This is a genomic window from Nonomuraea sp. NPDC049625, from assembly GCF_040675285.1.
Lineage (GTDB): Bacteria > Actinomycetota > Actinomycetes > Streptosporangiales > Streptosporangiaceae > Nonomuraea > Nonomuraea angiospora_A.
In genome coordinates, this window is the sequence record NZ_JBFAOQ010000028.1 from 86,171 (window position 1) to 110,716 (window position 24,546).

At 64.8% G+C, this 24,546-nt stretch carries 12 protein-coding genes; all 12 read right to left on the reverse strand.

All coding sequences use genetic code 11. The features are described 5' to 3' along the window. Window positions 1–171 precede the first annotated feature (171 nt). Window positions 172–1,335: a hypothetical protein gene (locus AB0J87_RS59500; RefSeq protein WP_363984188.1), complete on the reverse strand. Its 1,164-nt coding sequence runs from the start codon at window positions 1,333–1,335 to the stop codon at window positions 172–174. After that, entirely contained in the window at window positions 1,335–3,482 is a 2,148-nt protein-coding gene (locus tag AB0J87_RS59505) for an AAA family ATPase (protein WP_363984163.1), read from the reverse strand. The genes AB0J87_RS59500 and AB0J87_RS59505 overlap by 1 nt, the downstream gene beginning before the upstream one ends. Then, window positions 3,475–7,698, reverse strand: a complete 4,224-nt coding sequence (locus AB0J87_RS59510) for a DNA methyltransferase (RefSeq protein WP_363984165.1) — start codon at window positions 7,696–7,698, stop codon at window positions 3,475–3,477. The genes AB0J87_RS59505 and AB0J87_RS59510 overlap by 8 nt, the downstream gene beginning before the upstream one ends. After that, on the reverse strand, window positions 7,695–10,535 hold the full coding sequence (locus tag AB0J87_RS59515; protein ID WP_363984167.1) for a helicase-related protein: 2,841 nt from the start codon (window positions 10,533–10,535) through the stop codon (window positions 7,695–7,697). The genes AB0J87_RS59510 and AB0J87_RS59515 overlap by 4 nt, the downstream gene beginning before the upstream one ends. Next, window positions 10,532–15,628, reverse strand: a complete 5,097-nt coding sequence (locus tag AB0J87_RS59520) for a DEAD/DEAH box helicase (protein WP_363984169.1) — start codon at window positions 15,626–15,628, stop codon at window positions 10,532–10,534. The genes AB0J87_RS59515 and AB0J87_RS59520 overlap by 4 nt, the downstream gene beginning before the upstream one ends. Before the next feature lie 233 nt (window positions 15,629–15,861). Next, entirely contained in the window at window positions 15,862–17,634 is a 1,773-nt protein-coding gene (locus AB0J87_RS59525; protein ID WP_363984171.1) for a hypothetical protein, read from the reverse strand. 492 nt (window positions 17,635–18,126) lie between these two features. After that, entirely contained in the window at window positions 18,127–18,402 is a 276-nt protein-coding gene (locus AB0J87_RS59530; protein WP_363984173.1) for a hypothetical protein, read from the reverse strand. Window positions 18,403–18,668: 266 nt separating this feature from the next. After that, complete coding sequence (locus AB0J87_RS59535) at window positions 18,669–20,144, reverse strand: SAVED domain-containing protein (RefSeq protein WP_363984174.1); 1,476 nt, start codon at window positions 20,142–20,144, stop codon at window positions 18,669–18,671. Further along, window positions 20,141–20,665, reverse strand: a complete 525-nt coding sequence (locus AB0J87_RS59540) for a Mov34/MPN/PAD-1 family protein (protein ID WP_363984176.1) — start codon at window positions 20,663–20,665, stop codon at window positions 20,141–20,143. The genes AB0J87_RS59535 and AB0J87_RS59540 overlap by 4 nt, the downstream gene beginning before the upstream one ends. Further along, on the reverse strand, window positions 20,662–21,948 hold the full coding sequence (locus AB0J87_RS59545) for a ThiF family adenylyltransferase (RefSeq protein ID WP_363984178.1): 1,287 nt from the start codon (window positions 21,946–21,948) through the stop codon (window positions 20,662–20,664). Before AB0J87_RS59545 ends, AB0J87_RS59540 begins: the two co-directional genes overlap by 4 nt. Then, window positions 21,945–22,523 (reverse strand): hypothetical protein, encoded by a 579-nt coding sequence (locus AB0J87_RS59550; RefSeq protein ID WP_363984180.1) that lies wholly within the window; start codon window positions 22,521–22,523, stop codon window positions 21,945–21,947. The genes AB0J87_RS59545 and AB0J87_RS59550 overlap by 4 nt, the downstream gene beginning before the upstream one ends. An 8-nt stretch (window positions 22,524–22,531) precedes the next feature. Continuing rightward, on the reverse strand, window positions 22,532–23,503 hold the full coding sequence (locus AB0J87_RS59555) for a nucleotidyltransferase domain-containing protein (protein ID WP_363984182.1): 972 nt from the start codon (window positions 23,501–23,503) through the stop codon (window positions 22,532–22,534). Window positions 23,504–24,546 lie beyond the last annotated feature (1,043 nt).

The following is a 24,546-nucleotide window of genomic DNA, read 5'->3' on the forward strand; positions in this document are numbered from 1 at the left end:
GTTCTTGAACGGTCCGATCAGTTCGTTCTTCTAGATGTCCACGCTGATCACCGACTGGCCAGCTCGTGATGCGTGCGGACCTGCGGAACTGAAATCGGCTGGTTCAGCTTGCCGAATTCCCACAGGAAGCTGCTGTCGATCGCCAGACGTGCCACGGATCCTCCTCGCCTGTCAGAGCTCACTTACGATCTTGCTGATGTGCGAAAGTATGGCCTCGGGTCCCGAAGCGAGGTTGAGCGCATGGCAGATGATCTCGATGCCCGCATGCCTTACGACGTGTGAGACACCTGATCCGTTCCCCTTGGCGTAGATCAGGTGTCCACGAGGCAGCCCGAGGGCCGTGCAGTAGGCCAGCATCTGGTACAGATCGGCGTCTGGGTATCCGGCCGGCTTCTCCTGCTTGTACTTGGCGTCGACCACGGCTCGGGGAACACCGCTCAGTTCCCACACCAGATCGGGCTTCATCCGTACGGCCAATGCCTCGTCCAGGTGGCAGGGGTACTGCGGATAAACAATCCCGCCGAAGCGGTCATGCAGTTCCTCCGAGACCGCCACGGTCACGAAGTCTTCGAAGATCTTCGGCAGGTCGAAGAGGAACCCGCTGGCAACCGTCGTGCCCGGAGCGTGCTCGGGTGAGGTCGCCCGCCACACGATCTCTGCGAGCCGGAGGGCGGCATGGTACCGGGCATTCAGCCGCGTCGGCTGCCAACTCGGCAGGCGCGCCCCGAGAATCAGGCTGGTGACGCCCGCGAGGCGGACCCGGAGGGCAGCCAGCCTCCGACGTGAGCTTCCGGAGACACGAGGAACCCTCAGCAGCCGTGTGATGGCCGCGAGCAGGATCTGGTTCTCCGGGATGTCGATGGTGAAGTCGTCGTGACGGATCTCCATGGGGATAGGGCGACCGTGGTGCCGACGGAGCTGGTCGGCCTCGCGGAGGCGTCCGCGCAACACGTACGAGGTCTCCTCGGCCGTTCGATATCCCTGAAGCAGCCCTTGTCGGAGCGCACGCTCTGTCTGCCGCCACAACGCATCGGCGACGGCGGGGATCAGCCCCTCCCGTACCTCCAGATGAACCAGCTCGTCCCGCCATCCTTTCGGATCCGCTGCGTACCCGACGAGAAACAGCAGCCGGTCGATCTCTAGCTTCGGTGTCACCCACACCTCGACGTCGCCCACCCGCGCCACGCCAACCTTCCCCTGCGGAGTGAGCTCCCACAGCCCGGCATCGAAGGGAGAAGGACGCGCCTGAAGGACACCCGAGTCCGCCAGCCGTCGTCCCTGCTCACGGCCGAGGCGCGCGACCAGCTGATCGTTCTCGGCAACCGTCAGACGCATCACGACGCGTGCTGTTCCGGCTCGGCTTCAGGGGCGGCTTGGCGTACGGCTTGCCGGAGGGCGGGCAGGCGATAGCGGTCGAGAACAGCGAGCGGGCTGCCGTAATGCTGCTCGGCGAGGAGCGGGAGGATAGCAGTCTCCCACACCTCGGCCAGGCCGCTCTCGCGTTGGTAGATGCTCGGCTTCATCAGGTAGGACGGGCCGATGGCGAGGTCGTGGTCTTCGATGCGCGTGTTGAGCGCGTCAAGGATCTTCGGTGCGTCCACGTTGTGAACGGCGAGCTCGTCGTCGTTGCGCAGCCGTGCGAGCCATCGATCGAGAAGTCCCTGGATGGGAGCATGAGACGGATGCAACTCCATGAAGCGGAACCGGCGCCGCATCGCCGCGTCGACGAGGGCGATCGAGCGGTCGGTGGTGTTCATGGTGCCGATGACGAAAACGTTGGGTGGCAGCGTGAAATCCGACTCGGCTGAGTAAAGGAGGCCGATCGCGTCGTCGCGATATTCCAGCAGGAAGTAGAGCTCGCCGAAGACCTTCGCCAGATTGGCCCGGTTGATCTCGTCGATGATGAGGATGTACGGGTCCGAAGGGTGTTGCCGGGCGGCCTCGACGAGCTGCCGGAACGGGCCTGGGCGCAGATCGAAGGCGAGCTGGCCGTCCGTTCGCTGGACCGGGCGGAAGCCTTCGAAGAAGTCCTCATAGGTGTAGGACGGGTGGAACTGGACGAGCTTGACCGCGCTCGGCTCGGCCAACTGCCCGGCGAGTTTGCGAGCGAGGAACGTCTTGCCCGTGCCGGGCGGGCCGTACAGGATGAGCTGCTTGTTCTCCCACAGGAGGTCGGCCAGGCGTTGCAGGTCCTCGCGGGTGATGAGGATGTCGTCGGCGAGGTCCTGGCCGATCTCGGGGAAGGCCAGGGCGCGGACCGGCTCCGGCTCGGTCTCGCCGAGCGTGATGTCCAGAGCCGCGAGCAATTCTTCGATCGCCGGGATGTTCTCGGTCAGTTCGACGACGTCGGACTGACTGTGCAGCTTGGCGGGCAGCGGCTGCGGCAGGTGCGCGAAGGGGACCGGCTGGGTTTCGTTCAGCCAGTCGACGGTTCGCCGGAGGTTGGACCGTTGGTCCGAGGAGGCGACGTAGGAGGCGTTACCGGCGATCAGGCCGACGTATGCCTTGCCCTGGGTGGTCGTCAGCACGTAGTCGCCCGGCCGCATGCGATTGCAGAACGCGTCGAACTCGGCGAGCTTGGCTTCCCTGACAGCGTACGACTTGTGCTGGTAGTCGTCTTGGACGACTGTCTTAAGCTCGTCACGGGAGAGGGGGATCGGGATCTCTCGAAGGGTCGTTGCCGCAAGCGACGCAGAACCCTTGTGCAACCAGACCGGCACCAGGTCGCGCCCGTCCACCGACGATCCTCGGATAAGCCACGCCCGTCGCCCCGCCAGTACAGCGTCGGACGCCTGATGGACGTCGAGAAGGTCGCGAAGTACGTCTGATGTCAGACGGTCTTCCTGCCTGGCACGCTTGTCCGGGTTGAGCTGAACGCCCTCTGCCGCCAATCGCCCGAGCAGGTCAGTGCCACGGAAACTAGCGTTCACCATCCAGTCCGATGGATGCGATCCGTCCGAATTAATTACACGTCGGCTGTTGGGAATTTTGACCTTGGCGTCCGCCAAGAAGTGCGCGACTTCCTCACTGGTGGTCCCTGCCAGTTCGGCGATGTCGTCGAAACTGGTCCATGTACCTGGGCCAACGAGCTCAAGCGCCCGCGCGATCACATCATGGACGCCGCCAAGAGATTCGTAAGCGCTCCTGCGGCGCTTATTGATCTCTTTCAGGAGGCGACCGCACTCAGCGCCGAGCTCCTCATCTGTGGGGTACTCCTCAAGCGCCGCGTGCCCGGCCTCGGTGAGGCTCCAGCCGCCCCGCTTGCTCATCCAGCCGACGTTGACCGCATCACCAGTGACGAAGCCGCGGATCGCCTGCCAGCGGGGCTCCCCACTCTTGATCAGCTTGCTCTCGTCGTCGTTCGGCGTGAACCTGCGCGCGTACTCCTCATACACCTCTGCTGGAGGAATCGGAACTGCCCGGTCGCGAAGTATTTCCATCGCGGTGCGAAGAATGAGGCCATAGCGCAGATCGTCAGGCATGCTCTGTGATCTCCTCGCGCTCGCGCCCGGGATGACGCGAGCCCTCGCCGGGCGGGGGGTTAAGGATCGTCTGGAAAGGCTGGCCAGAGCTGATCGCGGCGCTCATCGCGTCGTAGATCTCCAGGATGGCCTTCTTGGTTCGGGCGAACTCCTCCGGCCGGGTGTTCCTGAAGGCGCGGAAGGTGTCCAGGATGTAGTCGACGTCGTCGCGAGCGACGCCGTACAGGTGGAAGTAGGCGGCGTCCAACTCGGCCCGGAGCCAGAAACGGCGCTCATCGTCCCAGCGGTATGGCGGGCCGTCATCGAAGTGGTCGCGCGCGAAGGGCTCCATCGCGTAGGAGGTGTAGGCCAACTCGAGCACCCGGAGCCGCACCCACTTGTTGAGGCGCTCATCGGAGTCCCAGGGGCACGTTTCCTCGTACGCCGAGGGCGGCAGCACGGGGAGCTGCCGAATTAGGAAGTAGTTCAAGTTGGTGCCGGCCATTTTTTGCCGCAGCACAAAGTCCAACACGTAGGCACTGAGATTCGCGACGGCCAGACAAGGTGCTCCCGCTCCGAAAGTGGCGATGTAGCCCGAGTCCCCGTAACCGGCAAGAGGGAACGCCGACGCAATCACCGTTCGGGTGTCCGAAGAGCGGCATACTTTGCGCCATCCGAAGATCCAGTCTCGGTCCCAGTCGAGAGCACGGCGGCTGTTCCGCGTCCCCTCGGATGGACGGAGCCGAGCCTTGACCTCCTTAGCAGGCACCCAGTACCGCGGAATCGTCACATAACCTGGATCGTCCTTCTGCGCAGCCGAGGGACGGGGAAGAGTGCCGACGTTGGCCTGGGCCTCGGTCTGGCCCTCGTAGGTGCCGAACCGATCGTCAAAGTGGTGCAGCATCTTTGCCTCATACAACGGCACCAGTCGCTCGCCGTCGCGTACGAGGGCGTTGCCGTCGAATTCCCAGCCGTCGTCGAGCATCTCCTCCAGGGTCTCCCCGTCGGCGGCGCTGGGCCGGAACAGGGTTGAGTCGTTGGCCATGTGCAGCATGGCCAGGAACGACAGTTCCCACGGGTTGATCCCCTCCCCACCACCGGCGGAGTCGCGCCAGAGGATGGGGACCCGCCGGTAAATGCCGACGGTGATCTCGGCGTTGCGCTTGAAGTCGAAGACGGGCAGGGTGCCCGTGTTCGGGTTGAGGAGGGTGATGTCCCCGGGCGTGAGGGTGAAGCGGCGGTCCGCGATCTGCGGGACCTGCCGGAGCCGGAACGCCAGATGGATTCTGCGCTGCGGCGCTCGCCACCCCGTTCCGCTCCACAGGCAGAAGCGGAAGGAATGGTGGACGTTCTCGAAGAGCTTCTCCTCGTTCTCGAAGTCGTAGAGCGAGGCGAGGGTCTTGGTCTCCACCAGGTCCTTGAAGAAGAACTGTGTGGTCGCGTCGGTGGCGATGCCGGTGGGTAGCACCATCCCGACCCGTCCGTCACCGGCGATGGCCGTGCGTCCGGTCTCTGCGAAGACGGCGTAGGTGTTGATGTCGCCGCGTCCGGTCAGCGGGTAGCGGCCGGATTCGCGCAGAAACAGCGTCTGACCTTCTGCCTGACGTAGCTCGCCCACGAACTCGGCGTACAGGGCACGGTCGGCTTCTTCCTCGCTGTCCGCGAGCGCGGCGATCGCCTTCTTCCGCGCGGCGGCGTTCTTGGCATTGGCGATGTCCTCGTCGCGGGAGGCGAAGAACTCCTTCTCCTGGATCTTCACCCGTTCCCATGGCGGGTTGCCGATGACGCAGGTGAAACCGCCCACCCAGCCGGTCTTCCCGTCCACCGGCCCGCCGTCGGAGACACGAAACAGGTGCGGGAACTCCACATGCCAGTGGAAGAACCGGTAAGCCTTGGCCAGCTCGCTCACCCGAGCGGCAACCCGCCTCCGGCGGTCATCGGACTGCTCGCCGCCGATCCAGTCCAGCGTTGACTGAGTGATCGCGCTGGTCCTGGTCTCGGGGGTGAGCTCCTGAACGAAGGCAGTGCACCAGGCATCAGCGACGCGCTTGGCAGGCAGCCGTTCCGCGTCGATCAGCCGCAGCCGCCGCCGCTGCACGGCCGCGCCGACCAGGTCATCGGGCAAGGCGGTGACGATGGCTCGTGTGTCTCTGGCGAGCCGATCGTTCGCCCGGTTCGTCTCCTCATCAAGGTCGAAGAGCGTGTCGGCGAACTCTCCGCGCTTGGCGAGGGTCTTCTCTGTCTCGCTCTCCTTGGCCACCGCGGCGGCCACCTTCTTGTCATCGCCCTCGATGGCCTTGAAGGCCTCCTTCGGGATGCCGAGGTCGATGAGCGCCGGGGTGGCGCCCAGCAGCGAGTTGCCGACCCGGATGTTGGTGTCCAGGAACGCCAGCGGTTTGCCGGGCTCGACCGATTCGATCCAGAGCGACACCTTGGCGAGCTCTACGGCCATTTCGTTGAGGTCGACTCCGTAGATGCAGCGGGAGACCACCTCGCGCATGGCATGCCGCACCCGAGTCGGAGACGGCTCGTCCTCACCGGAGCGGATCTGGGCGATACGGCGGGCGATCCGGTGGGCAGCAGCCACGAGGAAAGCCCCGGACCCACAGGCAGGGTCGCAGACGGTCACACTCAGCAGCGCCTCAACCTTGCCCTCGACGGTGTCGGCGGACCCGGCCGCTTGGTCCAGGACCGGATCGAGCGTACTGTCGAGCAACGCCTCCCGCAGCGACGTAGGTGTGTAGTACGAGCCGGTGGTCTTCCGGGCGCTGCCATCCGCTTTCCAGAGCGTGAACGTCCGGTCAGCGGTATCAAGATCGACGTGGAACTCCAGCAGCCACTCATAGACGCTGCCCAGTTCCTCCGAGCCGAGTTCGCGGAAGTTGGCCGGCCTGCGCTGGATGCCCGTGTCGACGACGGCGAGGTGCCGAATGGCCTTCAGCAGGTGGGTGTTGTCGATCCGCATCCCTTCCAGGGGCGCGTCCAACTCGTCGGGGAGGCTTCGGTCCAGCCGGGTGCCGTCGGGTAGTTCGATGATCCGCTCGAACAGTCCGCCGAGGCCCGGAACGGCCAGCTCGGGTCGGCCCCCCTCCTCTCCGAGACCACGCATCACGAGCTGAACGGCTTCCCACAGGTCATCGTGATGATCCGCGCCGCCACGGATCGCCCGATCGCGCAAGCGGTGGGCCGAGAAGTAATCGGCGTAACGCTTTCGAGCGGCGATGATCTGCTTGCGCTCCTCAACCAACTCCTCCTCTTCCGGAATCGGCAGGAGCAGCACGTCACGATCTTCGGCGATGAACCAGAACAGCATCCGGTACACCAGCCGGAGCAGGGCGCGGTTGTAATCCTCTTTGCTGAGCCGGTGCACCTTCTCCTGGGTCCCGATGCCGAGCCCGGCCATCGTGCTGCGGCCCTCCAGGTGCTTCCGGAGCCGATCGTTTGCCGAATGACGGAGAAAGCCGGTGCCCAGGGTATTTATGGCCTCCTGGACACCCTTCTTCAACCGTGCGAGCACGCGATCGCCAGCCTGGACGGCATCGGCTCGCCAGCGCTCCAGCCAGCAATCCGCAGGCGTCTTGTCTTCAGGTACGGCGAGCCGCGTGGCGTGCACTAGCCGGTAGAGCAGCACGAAGTCGGCGAAGAGCTGCTCCTCGAAGATCAGCTCAAGGTCGAACTCGACATAGGCGGAGCCAGCCAGCGAACGAGTGTCGCGGAGGAGCCGCAGCTTGCTGCCGTTGGAAAGCACTGCCCACAGGTGGTCGTCGCTCCGATTCAGCAACTCCTGCACCATCGACTGCGGCGCCTGGGTGTTGACGCGGGCGGTGCGGTGGTCGAGGTCGACATTCCAGCCGACCAGATGGATGGGCACCTGCTCGAAGCGATGGCTGACCGGGTAGGTGACGTCCTCGACGGTGATCCCGCCGGCCGGGTGGAGCACCCCGTAGTCGAGCTGTCGCAGCAGCGGGATCAGCCACCGGTCGCGGGCACGTGGGGAACGCCCCTCCTCCCGGGCACGCTCTCGTTCCTTGGTGAACTGGGCCCAGGCGTTCTTGAGGTAGTCGAATGCGCGGGCCGCCGCCTCGCGGACGTTCTCGTGTGGCAGCAGCCCGTAGGTCTCTGGTTCGCGCCCCGGCAGTGCGTTCTCGCCTTGCCGGGCGTCCATGACCCGTTCGAACAGGTCGGCGGAGAGCAGGCCGCCGGCCGTACGGAGAGAGGGGTAGGGGGATCTGCTCATCGGGACACCACCGGCAGGTAGACGTAAACGCCAAGCAGATCAACCGGCTTGTTGGCGGCAACCTGGATCTTGCTGAGGCCACTTTGGCGGGATGCCTCGCGGACGCGGCGATGCGAGTCGCGAAGCCGTTCGGCCATGGCGTCAGCTTCGGCGTCCAGGGCGGGGCGCAGTTGTGAGAGGAGTTTCGGCAGGCTGTCATCGCCGGGAGCGAGCAACCGGTCGAGATCGTCACGGGCCAGGTCGGGCGCGATGTTGCCGCCGGGCGTCGCCTTCAGGAGCGCGTCGACCTCTTCCGCAGGGAGCCACTCAGAATTGTCCGGGCGCCCGCGAAAAGCCAGTACGCGCGCCTCTTCGGCCACGAGAGGGCGGGCGCCGTCGTGGCCGGGCAGGGTCAGATGCATCCGGAACCGGGTGAGCAGCAGGGTCGTCCGCCGCTGCACGGCGCTCGTTCTCATCACGCCGCATCTGCGGGCCGGCCGCGGGCCCGGAGTCTTCGCATCTAGCGCGCTGTCGAGCACGTAGCGGGCGATCGCTCCGACGCTGGCGTCGGTGCGGTCCAGATGCGCGTGTCGGCGAGGAACCGGCAGGTCACGGTGGAACGGCAGTGGCTGCGCCTGACCTGGAGGCAGCGCATCGCGCAGACCAAGGGGAAGAGTAGCCGTTACGGCCGTGAAACCGTCTGCGGCCTCGACGAGTGAAGAGCCGAGCGCGTCGAGGGCCTCGCGGACAAAACCGTCGATCTCTGTGGGTGAGCCGAGGCTGGCCCGGACTTCCGCCAGCTCCCTGGCTACCTCATCTGGCTTGATGCCGGCTTGGGCGAACTTGGTACGGGAGCGGCGCTCCCGCTCGGCCGAGTTCTCCCACTCGGTGTGCAGATTCGTCGCGCTGAAACCCTCCAGCGGGAGTTGCTCCCAGCTGTCGGTATTGGAGGTGAGCAGTTCCTCCATCAGCGCTTCAACGAGCTGGTTGGAGAAGTTCGGCACGGGCACGCTGACGCCGAGGCTCTTCCTGATCTCCTCGTGCTTGCGGATCAGGACCCGCATGACGATCTCGTCGATGAGATTGTCGGCACCGAGAATCGTCACCGCCCGGACGATCTCGGCAGCCTGGCCGAACCGGTCGACCCGGCCTTCGCGTTGCTCATGGCGGGTGGGGTTCCACGCGAGGTCGTAATGGACGACCGCCTGGAAGGCATCTTGAAGGTTGACCCCCTCGGACAGGCAGTCGGTGGCCACGAGCACGTGGCGCCCCTCCACCGCGCGAAGCTCGTCGATCCGCGCCTCCCGTTCGCTGGGCGGGAGCGTGCCGGTGACGCAGGCGACCTCCGCCGCTCCGCTCAGGCGCTCGCGCAGGTGCGCGGCGACGTATTCGGCAGTGTCGATGAACCGACAGAACACGATCGGGTCGAACCCGTCGGCCAGCAGCGCTTCCACGACGTCGCCGACCTTGGCCAGTTTGGCGTCCTGCCTCCCGGCCAGGGCGTCGGCCGCCTTGGCGAAACGCAGCAGCCTGGCGCGCTCGCTCTGATCGTCTTCATCGAGGTCGTCGGCGCCGGGGATCACATCGACGGACCCGGCAGCCTCGTCATCGTCGGTGTCCAGCACCGTCGAACGGCCGATCCGGTCCGCCTCCTCCGGGGTTTCCTTACCCGCTCCCTCCGCACGCGTCCGCAACGTCGCCGCCGCCGCGTTGGGCGAGGAGGCGAGCGCTCGCATCAGCGCCAGCACCGACCAGTAGCGGACCCGCTGCCGCAACTGCCCGCGCGAGACGTCGCGAACGGTCTCCCGCGCGTAGGCGAGGACCTGGCGCAGGAGTTTGCGGTAGTCGTCAGTCAGGTAGTAGCGCTCCTCCCGCGTCTCACGCCGCTGGGGGAACTTGGTGTCCTCATTGAGATAGTCCTTGATGTCACCCCGACGTCGCTGGACCATGTGGCGGGCGAGCCGTTCACGGCCCTTGGCGTCGTCGAGGTTCAGCGCCGGCAACTCGGGATCGAGCAGGCCGATGAGGTTGCGGAATCCCTCATCCTTGCCACTGTGCGGAGTGGCCGTCACGAGGATGAGATGCCGATCGCGATTTTCGGCCAGTTCACGGATCAGGTTGTAGCGCCTGGTCCGACCGCCGGTGGAGGTGCCGTCCGCGACGCAGGTGTGCGCCTCATCCACGATCACCAAGTCGCGGCAGGAGGTGATGAACTCCTTCATCCGGCTCGGAGACTTGATGAAATCCGTGGAGACCACGGTGTGCTTGTAGAAGTCGAAGATCGACTGATCGTCGTCGACGATGTTGCGCTGCAGCCGCTTGACCGTGCTCGGCAGCACCAACTCGGCGTCGATGCGAAACTTCGTCGCGAGTTCTTCCTGCCACTGTTCGGCCAAGGCAGGACTGCACAGCACGGTCAGCCCTGTCACGCTGCCCTGGGCGAGGAGTTCGGCCGCGATCAGCGACGCCTCGATGGTCTTGCCGATGCCGACGTCATCGGCGATCAACAGCCGGACCGTCTCCTGCCGCAACGCCATCAGCAGCGGGACCAGTTGGTATGGCCGGGGTTCCACGGCCAGCCCCGCGAGCGACCGGAACGGCCCCGCCGTCGCGCGGAACCCGATCTGCAAGGCCGTACGCAGCAGGCCGGCGCTGACCGCGTTGCCGGCGTCGTCGGCACTTGGCGGCGGAAAGGTGGCCTGTGCAACCTCCTCAACCTGGGTCAGGATGCCGGCGACCTCGTCGTCTCCACCGCCGAGCGGACGGACCACCAGAAACGTGTCGCTGGAGCCCGGAAGCACCACCCAGTCGCGGTTGCGGGCGCTCACAAGCGTTCCCGGGCTGAAGACAGTGGTCAACGCGGCTCCCTGCGACTGGTCCCGAAGACGCTCGGATATTTCTTCACGATCTGCGCATAGTCCCCACGATAGGGAACGCGTACGACACTCCAGCCGAGTTCGCGGAGTTCGTCCTCGGCCTCCTCATCCCTGCCGGGTGAGGCGCCGTTGTCCGGGCCGTCGACGAACACGGCGACCTGGCCCGGATAGACCATCTCTGGGATGGCTACCCCGAGGTCCACACTCAGCTCATCCGGAGCCCGGTATTCCCACTCCTCCAACCAGGAGACAAAGGCGTGCACCGGATCGTTGAGTTCGGCGGCGTAGCGTACGGGCTCCCAGATGTCCTGAGGGGAAGCCACCGGCGGCTCGGGCACGTCCGAGAGCGACAACGCGAGCAGCAGATCCCGGGCGAGGTGACGATCGATCAGATCGTGGTGGGCCTGGTTGCCGAAGGAAAGCAGGCAGTCGTAACATGCCTTGGCGCAGCGCTCGTTGTTGACGGCCCCACCCGTGTCCTCGCCGGTGGCGACGTCGAAGTGGGCGATCTCGAGTGCTTTCCGTGCGGCCCGTGCGAGTGCGTCGGGCTCCATGACCAGTCGCCGTAGCACGCCCGCGCCACCTTCAGAACTCTCGATGAACAGTGCCCGGCCGCGGTGTGCTTCGTCAGGTAGCAGTTCGCTGGTGAGCTCGCCGTCCTCCAACTGGAACTCGGCCTCGATGCCCCGCTCCAGCGCATACATGAAACTGATCGCGGCCTCGTGGCTTACGGAGCCGAGCATCCGAGTCACCAGGATGTTCCTTCGATCCTCGACGTAGGGAATGACTTGCTGCTTGGTTTGAACGAGCGAGGCGTCATCCAGGCGATGCAGGTCAGGGGTGAGAGCGTCCTTCTCCGACAGCCAGCGCCCGGTCTGCACGTTGATCCAGAAGCCGTCGCTCGCGTGCCTCTTGCGTCCCATGTTGGTGACGCGGACTGTGGAGGTGTCTCCGTAGGTGAGTTCCAGGAGCGGTGCTGCATCCCGCACTGCTTTGGCATCCAGGCGGCCGGGCCGTACGCCGTGGTCGTTGAAGCGGTAGGAGGTGACCAGGTCGTAGCCGGCCCGGCGGCGCTCCTCCTCGTCTGAGGAGATCCGGTCGCGTCGAACCGTCTTGACGGTCTGCAGCCGCAGCAGCCGGTTCATGGTCTTGCCGAGTAGTCCATTGCACGAGTCGCAGACGTCGGTGCCGACGACCGCCTCGTGCAGATAGCCGCAGAACTCGCAGCGCCGTGCAGATCGGGTGTCCAGCCCGCCGCCACCCTGCTCGTTGGGTGCGAGCTGCACTTCCTTGACCTGATACCGGGAGCCTTCGTGATAGATGAGGGCGTCGGGTCCGAACTCGCGGATCGCGATGAAGCGGGGACGATGGATGAACTCGACTTCGGTGCTCTTTCCTTTGCGGGCGGCGATGTACGCGCGCAGCGGAAGCCGCGGGAAGGAGTAACCGGGGAGGAACCCCTCCGATGCCAAGTATCGGTAGGAGTAGAAGTCGGTCTGGAAGTCTTCGGAGTCCTCGTTCCTGAGCAGCTTCAGCTGGTTTTCTGCCTCACGGCGGCGGATGATGGCCCCTTCCCGGGCCCCCTTGCTTGTGGAATGGTCGCCGATGATGCGGTGCTGTTCCTCCCGTTCGGCCTGCGCCGTCCGGTACAGGTCGCGCCAGCGATCGAAGGCGGCGTTGAACGCCGCCGGAGCATCCTGGGCGGACCGGTCGATCCAGCCGTCATGCCACCACGAGGTGATCTTCAGTTCTCTGACCCTTTCGGCCAGCACGTGTCGGGCCCGCTCGGCGGCCCGGAGCTGGGCCTGCGGGTTCGCGGCTGCCGCAGCAACGTCTGGCAGCAACGGGAAGCCGGGCTGATCGACGTCGAGAATCTGCGAGATCGAACTGTCCAACGGCAGCTGAATCTCAGCAAGCCAGATCGCGTTGACGTGTGAACTGATTAGGTCCTCGTTGGTGAGGTCCAGTCGCGGCGCGGCTACCGACCCTGCCACCATCTGATCGCGATGACGGAAGTAGTACTGGTCGTGGGCATATCCGGAAGCGCAGTACGTCACGACCAGCGCCGGCTGCCCCGACCGGCCCGCTCTACCGGCCCGCTGGGCGTAGTTGGCCGGGGTTGGCGGCACGTTCCGTAGTGCGACCGCGTTCAGGCTGGCGATGTCAATGCCCAGTTCCATCGTGGGTGAGCAGTAGAGCACCTGTAGATCGCCTGCGCGGAACTGCTCCTCGCGCTGGGCGCGAACCTCGTTCATCACCTGGGCGGTGTGCTCACGGGCTTGGAGACCCGCGAGCTGAGCCGCCTTATCTGTGTAGAGGCGTTGGAAGAACGGATTGATCCGCGGGCCTTTTTCGGTGGCGACGTGCTTTCTGATGCGGTCCACTGCACCGGCCTTGCCGTCACCGAGCCGCCACACCAGTGCGGATGCCTTCAGCTGATAGCCATCCCTGTCCATGGTGAGCAGACCGCAGCGCTCGGTCACTGCGAGCATGTCACGAATCATCGCGTGCGCATCGTCACGGGTCAGCCCGGAGTGTTCGCGGAGCAGATACTTGCCGTACGCGCCGAATCCGGTGAGATACAAGTCCTTGCTGGAGCGCAACCCGCCATGACTTCCGGCTCGCGGGTAGGCGATCGGGGCATACACGACATTCTCCGTTGGCTCCATCGCCCACGGGTCCTTCAGGTAATGCCGACTCTCTTCCTTGATCTGGACGAACCCCGGCTCGGTAAGGCAGTCGACGTCGATCGCCAGCACGCGGCGCAGCTCGTCCAGCAAGGTCCGCAGCAGCTCCTCACGCAGCTCCGGCGCGTCATCGCGAAGCGCATAATGGACGCCATCCCACAGATCCTGAGCTGCGGCGATCTCCGGAAGATCGAGGTAATCCACCGTGAGCAATCCGGTTTGCTCCAGATTGGGCATGGTGATTCGCCAGCCACGCTCCAGATCAAGGTAGAGCCGGTAATTGACCAGCTGGCGGAGCGCCTTCCAGGTGTTGCGCTCAGCCGAGAATCGGGCCTCAGGCTTTTGAGCGAAGTCCGAGAAGCTCAGATTGAGCGACTCGGTTACCTTCTGCGCGATCACCTCGTGGGTCAGCCCATCCGGACAGTCCTGCAGAGCCCGATAGAGGGCACCACGAAGCTGGACGACTTGAACGAAGTCATTGAAATGACCGGCCTGGAGGCTGGCATCCTGCCTGTTGTCGGTGAACGCCAGCAGCTTGCGCTCAGGCCTTTCGAGGTTCGCGTCTTCACGCAGAGTCCGGACCACCGTCGAACTGATCACGCTGGTGGCCGAGCTGCGCCCCTCCACCGCCAGCGACCCCAGCTTGGCGAAGTCGCTACCGCGCACCTGCTCATAGGAGGTACGGCAGGCCAAGCAGAAGGTGAATGGAGCGGCGATGTAGGCGGCTCGCGTCCCCTCCTCAGCGATGTGGCCGTTGGGCGCCACCGTGACAACCTTCGGCAGGTACTTCTGTTTAGCCGAGATCACCCCGGGTGAGCCGTCCTTCCGGGTCTCCACCCATGACTCCGGCACCCGCTGGTCATCGATGGCGACCTCGACCGTGTCAGGCCAGGGGAAGTCCGTCGAGATGTAAAGGTAGCCATCCTTCTCGTCGCCCGTGGTGTCACTGTCAAGCCGTGACGTGAAGCGCTCGTCGACCTTTCGGACGGTCAGATACTCCTGGCCGCACTCCCGGCAGAAAGAGGCGGGAACGAGGATGTGATCCTCCCTGCCCGGCTCTGGCACGACGGTCTGGTACCGGCTGGTGATGTACCGGTCAGCCTCGGATTCGATGCTGAGGTAGACGTCATCGCCTTTGGAGAGGAACTGGTGCAGCCGGAAGGCGAACACCGGACGTTGCGTGCGAAGATGCGGGATCGAGGCGCCGAGTTTGAGAATCTCCTGAATCGCGATGGCGCAATCCTCGGGATCTTCATTGACCAACTCCGCCAGCTCGGCGGCTGCTTCCGCAACAGTTCGCGGTCGCGGAGGGCGAACAAGCTTGCCAGTCTCCTGGTCAGTCACGACGCCAAACTGCGCCTCCACCCAGGCAGCGAGCGGATCCGCGATGAAGGATCCATACTCGGGCTCGGGCAACTTGAGCCGGGTTACGTGAGTTGGATCCGCGATAGTAACACGTTCCAAGGTCTCGCCAATGACGTGCGCGCGGGAGACTGGAACACCGAACAGCCGGCTAGCTGTTTCGGCCACCTTGGCACGCCGGGAGTGCTCGCTACCCTCGGTGGTGATCGTCGCGGACGTTCCGACGCACTGGATCTCGGCCGCCTCGCAGGCTTCACGCACTCGTCGGACAAGCATCGCGACGTCAGCGCCCTGCCGGCCACGGTAGGTGTGCAGCTCATCTAGGACCAGCCAACGCAAACCGCGTGCAGCAGTGATCAGACTGTCCCGCTCGCCCGGCCGGGTGAGCACCAGATCGAGCATGACGTAGTTGGTCAGCAGGATGTCTGGCGGATCGGCGAGGATCTGCCGCCGCTCGTCCATCTTCTCTTGGCCGGTATAGCGGCGGAACGTGACCGGTTCACGGCCAGGGCCGTACCCCTCCTTGAGAAACTTGTCGAGCTCATGAACCTGGCTATTGGCCAGTGCGTTCATCGGGTAAACGATGATCGCTTTCACGCCTGGCTGGTAGACGCCCTCGGCCTTTTGTCGCAGGATCCAGTCCACGATAGGCACGATGTAGCTCAAACTCTTGCCGGACCCAGTGCCCGTGGTCAGCACATAACTCGCCCCGGACCTGGCGATTTCCACTGCCTCGCGCTGATGCCGGTGAAGGTTGAGAACCTGGCCCGCGGAGTCGCCGGACTTACCAACGCGGAAGATACGCTCACATTCCGCGACGAGGAGATGTTGCTGAACGAGATCGTTGACTGATCCACCGGGCTCAAAGTTCGGATTCAACGCCAGGTAAGGGTCAGGCCACTGATCCCCGGCGGCGAGCCTGTCGCGCACATGCTTCTTGATCCGCTCGTCTTCGATCTCCGTAAATCCGGCCGTGAACGCAGCGTAGTCTGCGATCAGCTGCTCGTGAACCTTGAAGACGTCCATCCCGCCCGTATTCTGCGATCTTCGAAAACTCGTGGAGGAGCACTCTAATGGTCATAAGGCCGTGGAGCGAGGCATTCCCACCCCTGCATCCTCCTTGTTATCACGGCTCGATTACCGACCGTTACGCCTGTACGCAAGCGACTTGGCCACACCAACCTGTCGCGCGATGGCATCAAGCACCCCGATCACAGCAAAGATTAGGGCCGAGGTTTCGGCCTCGCGCGCCCCAGCTATCACAGCAGACCAACACTCGCCAGCACCGCGGTCGTGCCTTGCGAGACCTCCCGAACGACATGCCCATGTTCGAGGCTCTTGATGAGCACACCAGTCTTGGGGACGCGATCAACGTGGAATGTGGACCAAGCCCGACAGACTGGACAATCCTGTCCTACCAGGAAGGGCCGCAGTAGATGAAGTCGATGATCGGAATCACGCAAGTACAAGCTGCCGGATTCCAGGTCGTTGCGGGGTAAGACCATAGATCTGGTTGGGACGACTGGGTGATCTCCCATCAGTTCGCGGTAATGCACCTGAGCCGTCTTCTGCAGCGTATCCCAGCGCACGTCGGTGATATGCAGTAGAGAGTAGTCAGCGAGGAAACGGGCCCGCTCTACCAGGATGGTCAGCTCAGCGAAGGCACCCTGGAGAGCAGCAGGCAGGTCGATGGGGTCGATGCGCCGCAGGTGGGCCTGGTCGTTCCGGCGGTCATTCAGGCGCTGGCGTGCGTCGGCGGCCTCCTGGCTTGCCAGAAGGCCGCGGATGTCGTGGAGTGGGTGTTCGGCGGGCAGACTGCGGAGTTGACGGCTGGAGGCGGCCTCGTGCAGCACTGCTGCCCAGTCACCGAAGCCGGGACCGCTGCGACCGCCGGCGAGTTTCTCCCGGATCGCTGTTACTGCGCCAAAGCTGATTCCGGCCTCCCGGCCGAGTGCGAGGGCGACCTGGGCGGTGTAGCAGAGAAGGATCTCTGCCGTATCGAGCACGGCGCTGTAGGCGGCTTCTAGATCTCGCGCGCTCATCCGGGCTTCGGTCTCACGCCACCGATAGGCAACCGGGTAGGGAAAGCGTGTGCGCACTGTATGCCCCAGGTCGTCGAGAAGGGCTGCCGCATCCACGCGCAACCGCAGCGCACGGCCCTGCTCGATGATCTTTGAGCGGGCCTGAGCCGCCGTCTCATACGTGAACACAGATTCCAGGAGAGAATCCGCTTCCTTCTGCCACTCCTCAAGCTGCAACCTGGCCGCGTTCAGATCATCGAATGCCTGTGTCAAAGCCTCGTCGGGCTGAGGAACTGGAAGAGCCGCCAGCCTGCTGACGGTGACATGGTGTCCAGATCTACCAACCAACGTACGGGCCAGCGGCGTACGCAGGAACATGACAGCAAAGCGAATCTGTTGCTGATCAACGTCGGCGCGGGGGCGCAGCACAACGATCGTATTGGACGCGACTGCTGGAAGATCCTGCTCTGTCACCACAGCGACAATCAAGCTGTGCGGGTCTCCGTGGCCGTAGACCTCACGGATGACCAGATCGCCCGGTTTGAGCAGGTACTCGGGCTCGGCCTCTACCCAACAGACCTCATCGGCGGGCGACGCGATAGTGCCATCGCGTTGAATGTCGCGCCCCGTCACCAGTCGGACCGTACCAGGTTTCTCTTCGGAGCTGATCAGCTGCGCATCAGCTGCCCTGTGGATACGTGGGACCGTAACGCACAGATCGCCCAGAGCACACAGGCCGCCGAAGCCAGCCAAATCGGCACGCTGCTGCAACACGACAGGGTCGTGGCGGTCGAAATCCAGACTCTCTGTCGGAGGCGGCAGATCGCGAAGGACATACCCGTACCGGGTACGCCCGCCTCCTCGGGTCAACAGCGTCTGGAAGTCCTTCTCGACGGCCGATTCATCTTCCTCGCGCCGAGCCTGGAAAATCTTGAGAGGCGGACGGTGCACGCTCTTGCCTCGCAGAAGGGCGGCGGCAATCGCAACGCTGTGATGGATCCCCGGGATCACCCCGGAGCTGTAGAGTACGAGGTGTACGTCCCAGTGTTCCCCCAGATCATGCCTGAGGCTAGCTGCCCATGGGGCATCCGAATTCCACAGCTCCATGGGGGTCAAGACAGCCATCACGCTATCAGCGCCCGCGGGCCTGCAGGCGCGTAACACGTCCTCGTACGCGTAGAAGACTCGACGGCGGACCCTCTTTGCTAATGAGGAGTCTCTTACTGATGAGCTGTTTGTTTGGCGTTCCCATGGCGGCATGAGGAGAATCGGGCCCTCCTCAAGGAGGTCACTGGTCCTGGCGCTCAAAAGTTCCGCTGACAACTCCCGGATGACTGACCACGCCTCAGGTACATCGAGCGGATCCTCGCTCCAACCTGGATCCCCTATCAATATCGTTACCGGGTTCGGCGTCAGGTGTGCGAACCCCATCGCGAGTAGGCGTTCGAACACCGGGCTCAGCAATCTCTTCCCCGTGGTCACGTCGCCCCTCTCCCCGTCGACTCACAACACAACCCCGGAATACCAGACGGGAAGCCCCTCCTCGCCCACGTTTGCTGAATCTACACCGTTGCTGATCATGTCGATCCTGATCGCATTCGTCCATCCACTTCGGTCGCACAAGGACATCACCGACGTGGACGCGACTGGAATCCCCGCCAACACGAACGACCGAAAGGGAACGGCACCGTCGACGTTGGCCGCGTCCTGCAGCAGCTGATGATCGACAGGTGTCGTCAGCGCCCAAGTTGCGCTCGCCCGGCTGATGGAAAAGAGCACTCCGCGAGCAGGTCAGCACCGCGTCTAAACGCGCCTCGTGGCTGCGCACCGCCCGCGGCGTCATCGACCGCTGGATACGACCGACCCTGAGCGGCAAGCAAAGAGCGCTGTACGGCGACGACGCCCGCCTGGCCGCGGCACTCACCGAGACCGAAATCATCCTCGATGGGAAGAGCTCCTACCTCGACGACCACCTCGACACCTACCGCCGCTACGAAGGTTCCCGCCGTGAAACCGATGAGGTACGGGGATCCGTGTTGCTCTAGCTAGGCGGCGACCGTGAACGCGGCGACGTATCCGCGTCCGGGGCCGAGGTCTTCGTACACCACTGTCGGAGCGACCCGGTTCCATCGGTGTCCGAGGAGTAGAGCCAGGCCGCCAGGGCCTGCGAGGAAAAGGTGAACTCGGTCGGCGGACGTGGATTCGAGTTGCTCGCGGACGGCGTTGCGTAGTGCTTGGGCGTAGGCGACGGCCTCCCCAGGACCAGCAACTGACTGGTCGTGAGCGCCTTCGGCTGGCATGAGAGTGAGAAGTATCTGTACCGGCAGGTTGACGGCGTTAATGAAGCGGGTAACGGCGAGGGTGGGGTTGACCGCCATGCCCACGGCGACGGCGAGTTCGTGCCCTGCGTCGACGGTTGTTATCGACACCTCGGGTGCGGGGACGGGGACGCGGGGCGCGTTCGAGGGCCAGGGGGTGCCGTGCTGCACGTAGGAGATGGTGGTACCGGTGACCTGGGCGAGCCGGGCGCCGACGGTAAAGAAGGTGGCCTGCCGCATGGCGCCACGCACCACGATGTCGGTGAATCCTTGTGCGGTAATGCTGCTCACGGCCCGGTCGATGTCGTGGCTCATGGTTGCCCAATCGCCCGGGTCGCGAGGGCAGCGGCGGGTGGATGGGGAATCGCCCTCGTAGAGGTCGACCCAGTCGAGGGCGATGGTGGCGTCGTCGGGGTGAGGGTCGCGGTTGATGGCCTGCACCAGTAGGACTGCCCGGGGATCGTCGGCGTGTAGACGCATACGCTCGACCTCCTTGGTGATGTCGTCACTACTTAGAACTCGGCGACCGTCAAGTACCCAGTCGGTGACGGCACTAATACCGCGCGCGAGGGCGTCGGCGTCACCAAGTAGACCGTTGGCCAGCATCAGCGTTTGTGCGCGATCCTCCTCGCCGCTGACGGTCAGGCCGGTCTTGAACAGCAGCGAGTCCAGCATCGCCAGAACATCGTCACGGTCGCACTCCAGATGCAGCGCCCATTCGTTGATCCGCTGACCGGCAGGGGAGGCAGGCGAGGCGTCACGTGCAGCGGGGTTGAGCAGGTCGCTCCGCCCATCGATCAGACTTAGCAGGGGGTCGGCGCGGTCCAGGCTTCGGTTGGTGACCAGCTCCATGATCGGCGGCTGGTCGTCGCGGCGCAACAGCAGTTTCCAACTGGCGTAGAACTTCTGCAGCACCGACTTGCCGTTCTTCGGCATGTTGGTCAGGTACTCATTGTCGACCACGTCGGCCGGGCGGGTCGTCCACTTCACCTGGATGTAGTGGTGCCGGCCCCGGCACGATCGGAGAATCACGTCGTCGACGTTCCCGGTGCCGTTGACCTCGATCCCCAACTGATCGAACGGGCTGCCGCGCTGGATAACCCGCATCGCCGCAGACCAGGCGATCAAGTCCTGGTAGCGGTCGCCGAACCTGCGCACGCCGCTGCGGGAGGGCGGCCCTGCGGCTGGTTTGGGTTCAGTCATGGGTTTTCCTCCATAAGTGGCGTCCCTGCCACGGCACATGGGCGGTCAACGACGAGGGGTACGCCCTCGGCACGGTTGGGATAGCAGGCCCAAGCGCATGCGACCGGGTCGCTCCAGTCGCCCTGCCCGACGACAATGATTGAGAGGACGACCTCGAAGTGGAGGTCGGGGTCGGCGAGCAGTCGGACGTAGGTGTAAAGGTCACGGTCGCTGGGCATCGGCGCAGTGGTGGGATGAGTGTGCCACTCGCCAATCCATGTGCTGCCGTCCCGGGCGAAGGCCTCTTCAGCAATGCACCAGGCGTGATCGAGGTCTCGGAGGAAGAACCTTGGCTGCCGAACGGCCACAGGCCCGGGGCCACCGGCACAGCGAACCTCGACTGTCCCGTCGGCGCGCACATGACCCAGCAGGATGCCGCCGGTCTCGCGACCGTCACGCGACTCGGAGGCCTCACGAAGGATGGTGGCCGCAGCGGGTCGGCACAGTTGCACGCGCCGGATTCCACCGGCGAAGGCGGTCATGGGTCCTCGCAAGTGGGGCAGTCGGGCAACGGGGCGCTCACGCCCAGCCACCGGATCTCACCGGCCCGGGAGAGGTCGAACGGCGGCGCCCAGCCAGGCTGCGGGCGCAGGGCTAGGAGGGAGTGTTCGCCGGGCAGTCGCTGGTCCGGGTGCCCGCCACGCTCCAGGACGGTCGCGACCGAAATCTTCGCTGCGAGTTGGCCAACGAGGTGGAGGTCACCACCTACGGCGGTCATCGCCCGGTGCCGAGTGCCGGTTCCATAGCCGGCATCGAGGTTCGGCTCTGGATCGATCGCGCCCGCCGCCGCGAGTGCCTGACGTTGGCAAACGAGGCAGCCGCGGTCCCTCCATGGCCGCAATCGCAATACCTCACCGAGGCCTCCGTCCTCAAGAACGCAGGCGAGGACCGCGTCACGGCCCGCACGTCGAGCCAGGTGGCTAACCACCCGGCGTGAGGCGACCGCATCAGCAGCGCACACGACGAGATCTGTGCGGCTGAGCAGCGGACGGATCTGGTCAGCCTCGGCGACGACATCGAGCGGATACGCTTCGACATTGGTATCGGGGCGCAACAGTCGCAGGTCGTCCCTCAGAGCGGAGACCTTCATCTTCCCGACGTGAGCCGGACCGCAGACATGCCGTACGAGATTGTGCCAGCGCAGCCGGTCCGGATCGACGAGTAGCAGCCGACCAATCCCGTAGCTAGCGAGGGCATGCACCGTGGCCCCACCGATACTGCCGACGCCGACGACTATGACCGTGGTCGCAGCCAGCAGGTCGACCGGCCACCGCGCGGCAAGTTGCGCGTTGCCGACAACCTCGGGCTCGCACTCGACGTCAACCGGTTCAACACCGTCCGCCGACACATGCCACGCGACGAGATCGGCGACTCCAGCGCCGGGGAAAGCGGACTCCACATCGGGCGCGTACGTGATCGCGATGTACGGGGCGCCACCACCGGCGACCTTGAACCCAGAAGGAACGAAGCCGGCGAACCCCTCCACCGTTAGCGCCGATTGGCGCCGCTGAAGATCCGCCCACAGGACATGTAATTCCGGTCTCACCCAATACCAGAAACCAGCTGGGCGGTCCTCGCCGGAGTTCAGGAAGTGCGTCTTGGGAGCGAGCGTGACCGGCAGGCGCATCTCGCGCTTGACCGAGACAGCCCGCACATAGCCGGCGTTCTCGGCATCGGAGACCTTGACAGTGACGTGTCCCCAGCCCCCGCCGTCGCGGATGATGCCGGCGGCCTCGCGAGGTACCAGGACGATCAATCGGTTCACCCCGACACCCCGTCCTCGACCGCGTCGGGCGGCTCGTCGACGGTGGAGGTGCCAGTGTCAGCAGCGAGAGCGACGAGGCGGTCGAACTGGTCGTCATCGACGATGCCGCGCAGGGTCATCGCCTCGATAACGTCCGCCTTCATGAGCGCGTACTCCACCCGCCAGCCTGCCGCCTTAAGCAACAGATCAACGACGGAGTCCCGGCCGGTCCACGTGGCGTCATCCTGCAGCAGGCACAGGCTGCCGTCGCCCATGACATGCCACTTGTGGTCAGTACGCTCCAAGAGCCCGGGTTCGGGCTCAAGCGGACGGATCAGCGGCGGCACCATTGGGTACGCGTGCCCATACTCAACCGCGACCTTCAGGCCATCAAAACCGATTAGGTCGACCAGCCGGGAGGGTTCAGGGCGAACGAAGGGCCATCGGGGCAGCCACCCCACCCACGCGCCCGCTCCCCGGCCGTACCATTCCAAACCGGGAAACCGCTCGCTGATTTCAGCCCGATCACGGGCCATTCGGCGGGGCTCGCACTGCCACCACGTCACCCGGACGGTGTTCTCCCGACTGTCCTGCATGCCCGCGTTCAACCTTGCGGGGCGTCCTTGACCGGGCGCGGAGTGATCAGCGCCGGGCCGGTGCCCCAAGGGCTGGCCTTCTTCCCCTCGGGTGCCGGGAATGTGGAGCCGAAGATCTCCTGCCAGGCGCGCAACGCGTCGTCGGTATCGCCGTTGGCGGCGGCCTCGCACGCTCGCGTCGCGGTCTCGGACGCCGCCTCCAGCGCGGTGCGCAGACCCGCCCTGTCCAAGTCCGGCTGTATCAGGCCACAATGCCCCGCAGGATCGGCTAGATCCCAGTTCACCCTCACTGCAGCTGCGGTGAAGAAGGCGCGGAGCGCTGCCGAGCGAGAGCCAGCGCGGGGCATGCACTCCAGCGCGAGAACCTCCATCACCAGAGACTTGATCTTCCCCTCGACCGGTACCGAGTGTCGCCACTGCTTGAGCACGCGAACCATCGGCCGAAAGTACTGCCAGTCGGACTGGTGCTCCGCGACCCGGCGGATCAGATCCTCCGGATCGGCGACCACCCACTGCTTGTTGAGCGCCTCTGGGATGAGCAATGTTCCGTCAGACTGACGCAGCGCAGGCATGGTATCGACGGTGAACGCCTCCGGATCCTCCGGAGGGTCAATGAAGCACTTGACGGCGTGGTTGCGCCAACGAGCCAGGCGAACCAGTTGCTCGACCGTTCCGTTGGTGCCCCCGAGCAGGACATTGACTCGCTGGCGAACGTAATCGAGTGCATCCTCGGCGGAGTCTCCCGGCTGGCCCCAGGAAGGGTGATCCTCCTGGTCGTAAACGATCACGAGGTCAACGTCGTGCACGGGCTTCAGCTGTGTGCTGCGGCGCAGCGACCCCGAGCCGAAGACCTCCGTCACGCCCCTCTCGGCGCCGAATGCCTTCTTGAAGGTGTCACGCCGGTCGCGCGCCAGTGTCACCTGATCCCGGTCGGCATCGACCGTCTTCTGGAAATCGTCGAATGCCTCGTCGACGCCCATACCTTCCCCTGTCTCCACGCAACGTTCAACCCGGGCAACGGCCGGTAGACGCCCCTGATCTTGGCCGAGATGCCGAGGGCGCCCAGCGTACAGCGGGGGTGCGACAAAATTGGGCAGATAGCCGACCGTCCGGGGGCTCGCGAAACGCCGAAATCGTGTAAACCACGACCGTGACACGTTATCTCGATGCCAATGGCAGTGGGCAGGCATGTTGTCTTCCCGCCGTATCGAATGAGCGAAGGAGGCGGCGGGCGGCGGCGCGCGCGGCGGGCGGAGGGACGTCACCCCAGCTCAGCGAAGTAGACAACGGGCGGCCGCTGTCCGGGCTACTGTGCGTGCAGCGCCGTCCAATGGTTCACTGACACGGCCGCACCCAACTGATGCGGGACATGCGCGGGATGATTTACGAGTGGCTCAGCCCGCGTGCAGCGTTCGCGCAGCTCACAGCATGAATGTCATCCATACGGCCACCGCGCTCCTACAGCAGGGTCTGCGACTCCTCCAATGCCTTTGTCTCAGCGAAAGTACCGTGTGATCCGCAACGCCTAATCAACCACAGACCTGCCGGGGCTGGGGGGAGTCCGTCAGTGAGGACGTGACCGTGACGTGAAAGAGCCCGCGTCCGCCTCGTCCGCGGGGCCAACGCAGAGGAGATTGTCTGCTGACGGCTGTGCCCGCTGATTCGTCGGGCGATGCCGACATATCCAGTCGTGTGGTCCAAGCCGCAGAACCGGACGTGGACGGTCTCGAGTTGGCGGGGCCCACCGAGGCGGTTCGACTGCAGGATGTCGTCAGTGGTTCGGTTCGGGGGCGGTTCCACCAGAGGGCCAGTGGCAGGGGCGTGGTGAGCAGGATGGCGCCGCCGGCAGCAGCGTGGACCCTGTTTTGGATGACGGTGAAGCTGCCGGGAGAGCATTAAGGGCGCTTGGGGCTGATGGGCGTGGCGATCTAGCCTGCGGCTTTCACGGCGAATTTGAGCCGGCCTGATCGTTCACATAAGAAAAGTGCCCTTGAGCTGGGAGGATCGGACTTGTCTAAGGCCC